The sequence below is a fragment of the Phycisphaeraceae bacterium genome, from assembly GCA_020851465.1.
In the GTDB taxonomy this organism is placed as follows: domain Bacteria; phylum Planctomycetota; class Phycisphaerae; order Phycisphaerales; family Phycisphaeraceae; genus JADZCR01.
In genome coordinates this window covers 458,381-471,188 of record JADZCR010000001.1, presented here as the reverse complement: position 1 = coordinate 471,188, position 12,808 = coordinate 458,381, and the positions used below count along the sequence as shown (strand labels likewise).

At 53.9% G+C, this 12,808-nt stretch carries 6 protein-coding genes; 3 read left to right on the top strand and 3 right to left on the bottom strand.

The window, feature by feature from the left end:
- Positions 1-92: 92 nt before the first annotated feature.
- The 3 genes from nirK to IT444_01765 form a co-directional block, all read right to left on the bottom strand.
- Entirely contained in the window at positions 93-1,184 is a 1,092-nt protein-coding gene (gene nirK / locus IT444_01775; protein ID MCC7191485.1) for a nitrite reductase, copper-containing, read from the bottom strand.
- 54 nt (positions 1,185-1,238) lie between these two features.
- Positions 1,239-1,811 carry a hypothetical protein gene (locus IT444_01770; protein MCC7191484.1) on the bottom strand — a complete coding sequence of 191 codons (573 nt, stop codon included), beginning with the start codon at positions 1,809-1,811 and terminating at the stop codon, positions 1,239-1,241.
- Between the two features lie 645 nt (positions 1,812-2,456).
- Positions 2,457-3,725, bottom strand: a complete 1,269-nt coding sequence (locus IT444_01765; protein ID MCC7191483.1) for a hypothetical protein — start codon at positions 3,723-3,725, stop codon at positions 2,457-2,459.
- A 722-nt stretch (positions 3,726-4,447) separates the two neighbouring features.
- Between IT444_01765 and IT444_01760 the strand changes: the two genes are divergently transcribed.
- The 3 genes from IT444_01760 (at position 4,448) to IT444_01750 (ending at position 12,779) form a co-directional block, all read left to right on the top strand.
- On the top strand, positions 4,448-5,899 hold the full coding sequence (locus tag IT444_01760) for a polysaccharide biosynthesis/export family protein (GenBank protein ID MCC7191482.1): 1,452 nt from the start codon (positions 4,448-4,450) through the stop codon (positions 5,897-5,899).
- A gap of 221 nt (positions 5,900-6,120) precedes the next feature.
- Positions 6,121-8,169 carry an exosortase gene (gene xrt / locus IT444_01755; protein ID MCC7191481.1) on the top strand — a complete coding sequence of 683 codons (2,049 nt, stop codon included), beginning with the start codon at positions 6,121-6,123 and terminating at the stop codon, positions 8,167-8,169.
- A 173-nt stretch (positions 8,170-8,342) separates the two neighbouring features.
- A complete protein-coding gene (locus tag IT444_01750; GenBank protein MCC7191480.1) occupies positions 8,343-12,779 on the top strand; it encodes a tetratricopeptide repeat protein in 4,437 nt (1,478 codons plus the stop codon).
- Positions 12,780-12,808 lie beyond the last annotated feature (29 nt).

Sequence of the window (12,808 nt, the reverse complement as noted above, 5' to 3'; positions counted from 1 at the left end):
CACCGCGTAATGTTGATACGACAAATCACACCACGAGAATGTCACGTCATCGCCTACAGCGATGCTCATATTGCGTATCCACTTGCCGCACCTCAAGGATGCACAAGACATCCCTCGCATGGGGTCGGCTCCTGTACCGAGTGATAGATGTCGGGCCGGTCTTCGCCCTCAACCTTGAGGAAACCGACCGCACCTTTTTCGATTCGGAAGATCGCGTGATCTACCAGGGTGTAAACACCCGGAACTTCAACGTCAAACTCCACCGCGGTGGCACCGCCTGCAGGCACGAGTGTTGTCTGCACACTCTTGGCAGGCGGACTGATCAGGTCCCCCTCGCGATAGACGTTGTCAAATATTTCTCCGATCAGGTGGAACGATGAGATTTTGTTTGGCCCGCCGTTACCAAAGAAAATACGAACTTTTTCGCCTACCTTGGACGTAAGCATGTTCTCACCCATCAACGCGCCGACGCGGCCGTTGAAAACGACGTAGGACGGATTTTCCGCCAAGCCCTGTTCGTGGGAGAAAGTGGCGATATCCGAGTCGGAGTCTTCGTCAATCGGGTTTGTATAAAACTCACTCTGCATGACATAGAACTCGCGGTCCACCTTGGGTAGTCCCTCTTCAGGTTCAACCAGAATCAGGCCATACATCCCGTTAGCGATATGGTCCATCACGGGCGGGGCAGCACAGTGATAGACAAAGATCCCCGCGTGGAGCAACTTGAAACGAACCAGTTTCAAGTCTCCCTTGACGCCGGTGGTAATGGTGGCACCGCCTCCGGGACCGGTAACGCAGTGCAAGTCGATGTTGTGCGGCGTACCGCTGGCATCAACATTGGTGATGTACATCTCCAGCGTGTCTCCTACACGAGCGCGAATGAACGGACCGGGGACGCGGGAGTTGAACGTCCAGAACGCATATTTCACGCCGGAAGCCAGTTCGGTTGTCTGAACACTGGCCTCCAGGTGCGTGACTACGGTTGCCGGAGTTCGACGTGTGATTGGAGGGGGAACTTCTGGAGCATACGTCAACACCGCTTTTTCAACAGGGCGCGAGACTTTTTCCTCTGCTGTGGTGCGGCTTGTTGCCGATCGACAACCAGCTAAACCAAACCCGACAGCTACAGTAAGTGCTGTTAGCGTGAACGTACGACGGATCACATGAGACGAGATGCGTTTCAAGGGCAGTGCTCCTTAAAAATTGCGATACACCGGGAAAAAACAACCATTGAACGGTCAGGAAGCCTTCTTGGTCGGAGGTTCGTAAGTAAACTCGATTTCTTTCTTCTCACCTTCTGCAGCTTGGATTTTTAATTCCTTGACTCCGAATCTTTCGTGCCACGCCTCGATGGTGTATTCACCCGGCGGAAGGTTGGGGATCGAAAAGGTGCCCTCGTCCCCGGTCACCGCAAAATAGGGGTGATCAAAGATGGCACACCATGTCGTCATCCATGGATGCACGTCGCACTTGATGGCAAACGGCACCTCTGGTTTCTTGAAAACCAGTTTTTCTTCCATCCCCTTGACTGGCTGTGCGACGTTAAATTCCTTAGCGACCGTCGGCCGGCCATGGACGTTGTGCAGGGTCGGATCGCTGTTGCGGATGGTCACCGTCTGACCCGTCATTACTGCAAACACGTGAGGTGTGTAAGCACAGCCAACCTGATCAACAAGAAATGCTTCCGCAGGGGGTTCGTATTTCTTGTCCGCAGGTAACCCCTGCTTCACGTAGACGAGCACATTTCGGAGCGTATCGTTGGAATTGATGACCACGACCTCGCTCAGAAGGGGCTGGCTGGCATGCTCCATACAGGCCGGGTCCGAGGCGGTGTTTATTGTGCGACGCTTGAACTTCTCACCCTTAAAATTCACCGTTCCAGAGATGGTTACCCCGCTGGATGCAGCAGTCGCAGTCGGCCCCTGATCTGCCTGACCCCAAACGGACGCAGTAAAAGAAGAAGCTACGAGAGTTACAAGGACTACTGGTAAAAATACTCTTCTAGTCATTAACGTATCTCCTTTTTTCTTAGTAGTTTGAAGGTGTTTACAGCTACTCGCGGTATTGGGTAATTTTTAATGATAATCAGATCAACTTATCCAAAATTAAATACTTTAATTTCGTTAAAGACTTTAATCACGTCCGCGAAGATGTCAAGTTGAGGAAGCGAAAACTCGAATCAGGCTACGGTCTTGTGGAAGCAAAAAGAGAGGTTGCCATCTCTTTACTACGGCGAGTTGCTGACATCTTTGTGGGCAATTCGTTGAGGACAGCCGCTTGCCTTGCAGGCGATGGATATGGGTCAGCTATCCAACTTTTTCACAGGTCACAGGGTGGGGAAATGGTGGAAGCCACAGTGTTTCCGCAGGCCCCAAATGTACGTTTATTTACAGTTGGGATATGCGCGTGTTGGCGGAGATATGCGGGCGGGGCTTCTGTGTGCAAGGCATCAACGATCAATTCGTTGAACGTGCTAGCTGGCCGCCCTGAAGGTAGCGATCGATTTCTTCATATGCGATCTGCACCCAGCGAGTCAATCGTGTCGGGTCGTTTTCGAGTGTGTGGGTATCCTTGAGGATAAACTCCAGCGGTCCCTGGCCAGCCAGCGCCAGAGTGTGTCGAAGATCCTCGCGGATGGCATCCTCAGTAAAATTCACGCAGACATGGGCAGGATAGGGTTTACGGCTGTAAACGTATTTACCCACCAACTTAGGTGCCAAAACTTCCTGATTGGCTGAGGGTGCGACGGAAACACGGCGGAGACGCGGGATATCGCGCGTCACAAGATCGATGCGGTGTTCCAGACCTTCGCAACAGCCATAGCAATTCAACGCCGTCTTTTCCAACAGCGGTACCTGGTAAGGCAGGATGAACTCTTCAAACATAGCCGGAGAGATGCCAACGGTCTCCTGTGACTCGGCAAAACCCCAACGGTCGGCCAGTGCGACGGGGGCAACAGCCTGCGCCGAGGACATATCATCGCGTATACAGCCTACTCCTCCCGAACCAACGTAGTCTCCTGCATCGTTGGCGGTCAGGAGGTTATCACTTTCGCACCACTGGATGTAGTTCATCATGTCATCGCGGAGAAACGCCATAAGCCGATGAAGATTTTGCGGCTGGTCGTACATGGCCCACATGATGTTTTCGAGGCCAATGAGTTTGGCGGCATCCATAGTCAGGCCGGTCGTCCACCAAAGCATGCTGTGGATTCGCGGCGGCAGAATGTCACCAAAGAGATCACCCGCCAACTCCAGATCACGCAGCGTCGTCTCACGGTCCACTTGATGCGTGCGGTGGCCAAGCCGGTCCAGATCGTGTTCCAAATCCTTCATCGGAGCATCCCAGACATAGCTGCCCCGGTTGTCTCCAAAGGTCATAGGAATATCGAAGCCATAGTTACCAGCAATGATTTTCCATGTCAGATCAAAATACGGTTCAATAAAGTTGTCGTCGTGGATGTGTTCCCACCAGAATATTTTGCTGCGTAAGAGCCATTCCCAGTTACGCAACTTAGGATCAACGCACGTCAGCGAAGAAGGTGTGAGGATCTCCACCCACCCCCCTTCGGGAAAACAGAGCACCATCGGCCGGTTGCGGCTATCCGGTTGAAGTAAATTGTGTCGTTTCCAACGAGATCGTCGCTCGGCCATTTCGGGTAGGTCGGCAATGGTGCGAACCCGTTGCGCCAATTCACGTAACGTCTGATGATCCGTCTGAGTCATGGTCTGCCTCCGCGTCGTGGCGGGTACAAAATTTTAATCACAATGCTAACGGGCTACCCAAACAATCACGGTTTTAGAGAACCCGAAGCCTCAACTAAGCCTATTCTTCCGGTTCGTCCACTTCCGTCAACTTCCTCACACGATCTATTTTCCGATAATGACATGGAAACAAAGAAACTCACCTCTGCTCAAAGCAGTCGAGATAAGAGATCTTGAGTTTTTCAACTCAACTGTGTGTTTTTTGTGGAATTGAGTTATGTAGATCTCGCCATAACGCTAAGAGACGGTCGAGCTCGTCAAGTTATTGAGACCCATATCTAACCTTTTGGGGTAAACCCGCCGATCTGTAATGAATGGATAAACCGAGAACCTCTGAGGCATCCGATACATACTAGTTCAACCATACGCTTAAATGATGAGATATTAGCTGGTTGGAAAGGCACGCTGACTGATGGGGTGGGTGGCAAACCCCTATTCGTCCGCTAAACTAGAATGTTTAGGGGTTTCAGGAGCCAGAGGCGATCGCAATGTTGGGGCATGGATTACCCAACGGTTATCACGGTTTCATCGTTCAGAAATAAAGATGAAAGATTAACTTACAACCGTAGTTAGAAATGCTCCGGAATATTCCGGAGTGAAAACAATAGCAGTTCGGATAGAAGATGCTTCGCAGGTCGGGGTTCAGGGGATTCAGGGTCTTAAACACGCTTGGGATTTGCCGCATGACGTCAGAGATGCAAGTAAGCCGGTCATGCCCGCGGCACACATGGGCGGAGTTGGGCGGCTTGATGCTCCTTGCTCTGTTGCTGTCGCTGCTGGGTGGGTGCGAAGTCGATTCATTTTTTGATCCCTCGGTTCAAGGTCGATGGGAAAAAACTCCGGTCGTACTGCCCATTCTGGAGCAACTCGACATCATTGATGAGCCACAGGCCAAAGTCGTGGGCTTTTCTCAGGTGATGCCTGAGGATCTCGAAGCAGATATCAGCGAATATGTCATTGGTCCCGGCGACACGATCGCTATTTCCATTTTCGAGTTGATAAATCCAGGTCAGGACTTCGAACAATATAAAAAAGTGGACGATTTGGGGATGATCCGTTTCCCGATGATCGGACCCCTGCGCGTAGGTGGAAAGACTACTTCGCAGCTTGAGCGCGAGATTGCAGACATCGCGTTGAAGAAAAATCTGATCAAACAACCAACCGTAAGTGTGTCGGTGGCAGACGCTAGACAGCGTACGTACAGCGTGGTGGGTGAATCTTCAACCGTTGTCGGAACAGGGATCGGAACGTATGTGATTCCGCACCAGGATTTCCGAGTGCTCGAAGCCATCGCGTTGGCGCATGGCATTCCAGGTACGGTCAAACGGATCTATGTCATTCGACAGGTACAGCTGGCCCCGACCGGAGCGTCAACACAACCGGAGGTTAAACCCGCACAATCAGAGAGTGCTGCGACGCCGGAGGATTTGATCGATATTCTCAATAAAGGTCTCGAAAGCGACGCCAGTCAGCCCGCTCCGCCAGCAACACAATCGGAACAACTTCCGCCGCCGTCTAACCTCAGCGGAACACTCGACTCCAATGAGGCATCGAAATGGGTCAGCGTCAACGGCAAATGGGTGAAGCTGGAAACGCCGGCCACCGCCCCTACCACAACGACCGCCTCCAGCACACAACCCGCTACGAGCGTTCAACGAGTAATCGAGATTCCGTACGCGGAATTACTCGAAGGGAACATGCAATACAACGTGGTGATCCGCCCTGGAGACATCATCCGCATTCCTGCACCAGTCAGTGGCAATATCTACCTGGGTGGACAGATTGCCCGACCGGGTACCTACGGCCTGCCAGGTGAAAAAGACTTGAACCTTAAACAGGCGATTTTCGCAGCTGGCGGAATCACCAGTCTGGCGGATCCACACCGAGTGGATCTGATCCGGCGGATTGGCAACGACCGGGAAGCAACCGTCCGTCTGGATCTGAAGGCCATCTTTGACGGTACCGCACCGGACTTCTTCCTCAAGCCCAACGATACGGTCAACTTCGGCAGCAACTTCTTCATGACGCCACTGGCGGTCATGCGCAATGGATTCCGTGCCTCCTATGGCTTCGGATTTATTCTGGACCGCAACTTCGAACAGGAGGTCTTTGGCAGCTTGTCGAGCGGCAGATAACCATCTGCCCACAAGCGCAACGTTGTCGTTGCAGCCAAAGCAGAACTTCGGGCTTTCATTCAGCGTAAAATGATGGCTTGGCCCATCTTTCACCGGAGTGGAGTCAGGCTCGAATTATGCCGTTGATGTATCGGTAGGCCGAACAACGGTTTCCGTCGAATTATCATCGTCCGTGGTGAGGTCGGCAGTACCGGGTCCGCATATAAGGCATTCGTCAGAGCATGACCACTACGGCTTCCAATTTACCCGTCACCACTCCAGGCCCTGGAAGCCCCGGAGTACCTGAAGACCTCGCTGAGCCACGGCTGATGAATCGACGCTCCTGGATTTGGCTGGCACTGCTGGCTGCGGGATTCATCGGCTTTCATTTCAATTTCATCTGGCGCATGATCCGCATCGCCACCGACCAGTGGGGAGGTGACTGGTCACATGCGCTGGTGATTCCGTTCATAGGCATCTATTACATCTTTCAGAAGCGCGATGAACTGATAGCGTTGCCTCGCCGTGTCTTCTGGCCTGCCCTGCCGATCCTTTTCGTCGGCATGTTTTCTTACATCTGGTGGATATCTCCAGGCCGTAACGACATGCTGCAAGGTTACAGCATGATCATCGCTCTGTTCGGGCTGGTGCTATTCCTGCTCGGGCCTGCGATGATGCGCGTGCTCTGGTTTCCAATCCTGTTCCTGATCTTTGCAGTCAAAGTGTCGGATCGTTTATGGGAAGCCATCGCCTGGCAACTCCAGAAAATTGCGGCACACTCAGCCACCATCGTGCTCAATGTGCTGGGCGTGGATGCCACGGTGCAAGGTTCAACGATCGACCTTTACAAAAACGGGGTAAAGCTCCCGCCCCTGAACGTGGCGGAGGCGTGCTCCGGTCTGCGCATGCTCATGGCTTTTATGGCGCTGGGCGTAGCGATGGCATTCCTCTTTGACCGCGCCTGGTGGCAGCGGCTGATCATGGTCCTGCTCACCGTACCCATTGCCATCGCGGTCAATGTCGGACGAGTAACCATCCTGGGCATGCTCAACATCTATCAGCCGAACCTGGCCGAAGGCGACTTTCATAAGTTTGTCGGCCTGCTCATGCTGATTCCCGCACTGCTGATGTTTATGGGCTTAGGCTGGGTACTCGATCAGATCCTCATCGAAGATGAACGTGCGCCCATCTCACCCACCAGATCACAACTTACCGCGAATGAAACCATCGTTGAAAAGGCGAATCCTGAACCAACCAAAATTAGTTGGATCATCGAAGGAATCTCAAGCGGTGTAATCCTGACCCTGATGGCGGGGATCAGCTATCTTCTGCTCTGGGCTGTATTGGCTCCGGGAATCTTCGGTGCGGGGCTTAGCGGTTCGCTGGCCACGGGTTTGCTGATCGTGAGTGTGATCGTGCTCATAGCTGGCTCATGGGTGATCCTGCGTCGTAATCGCTCGCAAAACACAGCATTATCCGCGCGGCAGGCAACAACATCTGTCGCTCTCGGCACTGGTGTGCTGTTCGCGGGGTTGATCGGTTTAGGTGGCGTGCTGGAGGCCAACGGCGTCGTCCTGCACAAGGAACCCCTCAAGCTCCGGGAACAGTTCTTCAACATGCCCGCGAAAATGGGATCCTGGTCTGAGGTTTACACGGATAAACCCCTGTCTGCAGAGATCGTCGAGACACTGGGAACCACGCTGTATCTGGGGCGGGTCTATAAATTTGATGCTGCGCCGCCTGATCGCCCATCGCGGGTGCGATTACACGTGGCGTATTACACGGGCACGCCGGATACCGTCCCCCACGTTCCCGACCGGTGCATGGTCGCCGGCGGTGCAACTCCCGTCAGTCTTGGGCTGACCACCGTGTCGCTGCATGGCTCCCAATATCGTGTTACCCGCGAAGGCGAGCTGGCGCGTAGTCGCCTGACGAGACGGGATGTGCATATCCCTGCGATGAAGTTCAGTGCAACCATGTTTACCTTTGCCATCCCACAGGAGCCGGATCGAACCGCATCCGTGGTTTACTTTTTCGCTGCCAACGGCAGGTATCTCGCCACTCCTGACGAAGTGCGGCTGCGGGGCTTCGACCCTCGCGATCGCTATGCGTATTACTGCAAGGTCGAAGTAATGCCGCTGGATGTATCGGACCCCACCGAAGCCGTAGCTGTGGTGTCGAGTTTTTTATCAGACGCAATGCCTGAAATCATGGCCTGCCTGCCAGATTGGGTTGAAGTCAAAAATGGAACATATCCCACAACGATTCGAACCGCGCGGAAATCGCCATAACCAGGGAGCAGAGTAATTGACGCAAGCCCGCAAGGAAGCGTCGTTTAATGACGAAAACTAAGTATTCGGGAACAGGAAGCGTAATAAAAACCAGCCTAAAATTTCGGCTGTGAACATACCGCCATCGGCTGTCTGTCATCACGGATGCCGGCTTGAGTCTCAAGGAACCGTTCATGAAGCGTCGTGTTAATACGAAGTTCGTCATCATCCTGATTGCTGTCCTGATTGTGGTCGGCGTCGGCGTGGCTGGGATAGCTCGCTGGCGTATGCGCATTGATCCGAAAGTGGAGACCGCCAAGGGTGATGCCGCCGCCGCGAAAGGCGAGTGGGCTGTCGCCCAGATGCACTACGGACGAGCTTTGGGCAAAGTCCCCACCGACGCAGAGTTGAGTTTCAAACTCGCTGAGGCGACCCGCAACACACCAGTCAACACCGCACGTGACGCACAGGCCGCGTTCTCGCAGATGAATGCTGCATATCAGAATGCCGCCAGAAACAACCCGAAGGATTACAAATCTCTCGAAACGATCTACCGCCTTCTGATGGAAGTGCAGCAATTCGATCTGCTGCTCAAGAGCGCCGACGCAACACTCCAACGTAATCCCGATTCTGTTGTCAGTCGGAAATTTCGCGGTATGGCGCAGACCGTCCGCATGACGAGCCTGGACTTCAGTGCCGAGGAGCGCGAGCGCATTGCCGCGGACCTGAATGCAGCCCGCGAAAAATTTCCCAACGATCACGAGACGATTTTCTATCTTGCCCTTTTTGATATCCGCCAGGCCAATTATCTCGATCAACCCGGTCGCGATCCCAACAAAGCCAACGCTCTGCGCAAGGAAGCACGAAAAATCATTACCCAGAGTCTTGAACAGAAACCCGATGATGCGCAGCGGATTCACGATGCAGCACTGGTACACCTCGAGCTTAAAGACACCGCAGAGGTCACCTCGCTGGTGAACCGGCTGGAGAAAGCACTTCAGAGTAATCCCGATCCCAGGCTGCTCGAGACTTCGATGCAGTTGCTGGCAGCTACTGACCGCGAAAAGACTGACAAACCTAATCGTACTCGCGGACAAAACCGTGCCGAGGCTCTGCTGGCAATGATGGCCAAGGCACACCCCAAAAATATCCGGCTCGAGTTCCTGGCGGCCACCATCGCAATGATGGATAAGCCCGATGAGTCCGCCAAGGTTTTCAAGCGTCTGAGCGAAATGCCGCTTTCCGGCGTACCAATGGAGTTGGGACGCAATGTCGAGGTGATTCGTGGATCAGCCCTGCTATACAGTGAGCTGGTATTGAATAAAGCGGAGCGCACAGCTGATCAGGATGAGCGGGAAAAACTCATCAAGGAAGCGAAATCAGTTATCGACCGTGTTGCCGCCGAAGCCGGGCAGGAAGATCCCGGTGTTCTGGCCAGTCAAGGCCGCGTCGCACTGATCGAGCAGCGATGGAAGGAAGCGAGTACTAAACTCGACCGCGCCATCACACTTCAAGGCGCGAGAGCGACACCTGCGATCCTGCTCAAGTCAGCTGTAGCTCGTCTTCAAATGGGTGAGGTTTCCGCTGCTGCGGATCGCTACAACCAGATTCTCACAAATTTCCCTGACTTTTATCCAGCCCATTTGGAACTAGCCAAGATTTACATGCGCACCGCTGAGTGGGATAAGGCTCAGCAGGAACTCCAGGCCTTTCGAGCGGTCCAGCCAGACAACCAGGAAGCGATTGGCTTGAGTGCCAACATTCTGGCGCAACAGGGACGCTATACCGATGCAATCAAACTGGTTTCTTCACTGAAGCAGGACCGCCCTGAAGTGCAGATCACCCTGGCACAGCTTTATGTGCAGGCAAATCAAAAAGACAAAGCTCTGGCCATCATCAAAGCGGGCTTTGAGAACAATCCAAAGGATCCTCGCTTCATCCAGGAACTGTTTCGATTAACGGAAAAGAAAGAAGACCGTCTAGCGTATCTCGAGCAGGCGGAAAAGGCTGGCCTTTCGCCCGAAATGGCACGACTGTTCCGGGCAGGAATCGAGCAGGATCAGGCAGCGCTTCTGGCCGAAATCACAAAAGTAATTCAGAAGGATGATGACCCGTACCGGAAGAACCTCCAGCTTTATTCGCTGTATCGACAGACCAACAACCGCGAAAAGGCGGAGGCCGCCTTAGCGGAAGCAATCAAGGCGAACCCCGAAGGGCCGGAAATTATTGAGATTCAGTTCGAGGTTGCGTTGCGCGAAGCCGACTGGGACAAAGCTGACGCACTGGCCACCCGTGCCGCCAAACAAAATCTGGACCAGGCTGCCGGTGCGATGTACTACGGGCGACTGGAATTGGCGCGCGGACGGTTTGAACAGGCCAGTGCCAACTTCCTCCGAGCCGTTCAAGCATTGCCGGTGAACTCCGAAGGCTGGCGTCTCAAAGGTGATGCGGATCGCTACCGCGGACAATTTTCCGAAGCTGTCGAAGCCTATAAAGAAGCCCTTCAGCAGCGAGCTAATAACGTGGACGCGCTGCGCGGTCTTGCAGCAGTGCAGGACATGACCGGTGATACCGCACAGGCTCTCGACAACATCCGTCGCGCTTACGGGTTTGCTTCACAGGATCCCGCTCTCCGGGCGCAGTACCTCAATTATGAAGCTGAAAAAGGAGACAAGGATCGTGTGCTGACAATCCGCCAGGATCTGATGAAGTCGAATCCGCGCGACTTCGAAAATCGACGTGCCCTGGCGATCCTGTTATCCACGATGAAGCGCAAGGATCAATCGCTGGCGGTCGCCAATGATCTGCTCAAGGATGACCCCGACAGCATCAATACCGTAGCTGCTGTCGCATACACCTATAAAAATCTCGGCGATCCACCAGCCGGCCGGAAGCTCCTCCAGGACTTCGTCAGTGCCAAGGGGGATAAAACAACCGTCGAGGATTGGGTGGCCCTGGCGCGATACCTCAGGGCAATTAACGATCCCAACGCCTCAATGGCTGCATACCGCCAGGCGATACAGCACGAAGACATAAAGTCTCGTCCCGCCAGTCGGGAGATGGCGGACATTCTCTACGATGGGCAGGATTTTGCCGCGGCATCGGCGGTTTACCAGACAATCTGGGAAGCGGCTCCAGATGATCGCAGCGTTGGAGAACGTTACGTCGAAGCTCTGCTCTCGGCTGGTAAAAGTGATGATGCACGGGCCACCCTCGACCGCATCGAGGGTAAGCATGGAGAATCACCCGCAACGATCCTGCTTCGCTCGCGCATCATGACGACCAAAGGCGACAACCCCGGTGCCCTGGTGGTGCTCGATCATGGCGTTGAAAAGTTCCCCGACTACGGCGGCATTTACTTTGAACGAGCTCAACTGCTTTCCGGGATGAAGGACAAACAGGATCAGGCACTCGCAGACCTGCGCAAGGCAGTCGAAGTGGCTCCCAACATGATTGCTGCCCGTCGTACGCTTGCAGAATTTCTGCTCCGACATGGACAGCAGGAAGAAGCGTTCAGCCAGCTTACAACGCTCGTAGCACGTAACCCTCGCGATGCTGAAACGCGGCTGCAGCTTTTTAATTCCTACCTCCTGACACGCAATACCATCGCGGCCAAGCGACTTGTTGATGAGGCTGCCACACTGTTTTCCAAGGAATCTCTCTGGGTCCGACTCCAGGGGCAGCTTTTGGCCATGGATCGAAAACCCGACGAAGCACTTTCGAAGTACCGTCAGGCATACAAACTGGAAAACTCACCGCAGAACCTGATTGATCTAGTGGTGGAACTTAATAATCAAAAGAAGTACACAGAGACCATCGAGCTGCTGCGCAATGCGGCTGAATTTACCAACCGTGTTCCGCTGCTTCGTGCTCTTCAGGGCCGGGCACTGGCTGGTGCTGGCCAATCTGATGCCGCCAAAGCCGCCTTCCAGAGTGCGATTGAACAGGCAACCAGTGTTCCGCAACTGACCGCTATCGCCAGACAGGTTGTGATGGGGCTTAATCCCGCCGCAGCGATTTCTTTACTCCAGCCACTGGCTGTGGGTCCACGCAAGTTTGCATTGGAAATGATCCTGACAAGCATCGAAGGGGAATCAAAGCAGTACGGTGCAGCTCTTTCGCGGCTGCTGGCGTTACGTGATAGTTTGCCACCCAACGATCCAAGCTCGAAACTTGCGTACCAGCGAGCACTGGCGCACGTCTTTGAACTTAACGGCAAGTATGCTGAATCTGCCGATATTTATCGGGAGATTTTGAAAGACCAGCCCAACGAAACAGCTGCTCTTAACAATCTCGCCTACAACCTTGCGGTGCATTTAAACCAAGCGAAGGAAGCCCTGCCTCTGGCGGAACGCGCCAGTAAACTGTTACCCGACGAGCCTCAGGTGCTCGACACGCTGGGGTGGGTGCAGTTCAAGGCTGGCGAGATTGCTGCCGCACGGGATAATCTCCGCCGTAGCACCGACAAGCTCAAGTTTTCTACCAATACATACCATCTGGCTGAAGTACTCCTGGCGGGTGGTTCGCGTGTCGAAGCGATGGAAATGTTCCGTATCGCCAAGGATCTGGCGGAACAAGCTCACGATCAGGAGGTCTTTGACGCCGCCAGCAAACGCCTAGGTAGTAAATGACCGGAAAATGACCCTTTGACTGCGGGAAT

Coding starts and splice junctions, on each gene's coding strand:
- IT444_01770 (MCC7191484.1), bottom strand. CDS start 1,811: ATGGAGCATGCCAGCCAGCCCCTTCTGAGCGAGGTCGTGGTCATCAAT.
- IT444_01765 (MCC7191483.1), bottom strand. CDS start 3,725: ATGACTCAGACGGATCATCAGACGTTACGTGAATTGGCGCAACGGGTT.
- IT444_01760 (MCC7191482.1), top strand. CDS start 4,448: ATGACGTCAGAGATGCAAGTAAGCCGGTCATGCCCGCGGCACACATGG.
- xrt (MCC7191481.1), top strand. CDS start 6,121: ATGACCACTACGGCTTCCAATTTACCCGTCACCACTCCAGGCCCTGGA.
- IT444_01750 (MCC7191480.1), top strand. CDS start 8,343: ATGAAGCGTCGTGTTAATACGAAGTTCGTCATCATCCTGATTGCTGTC.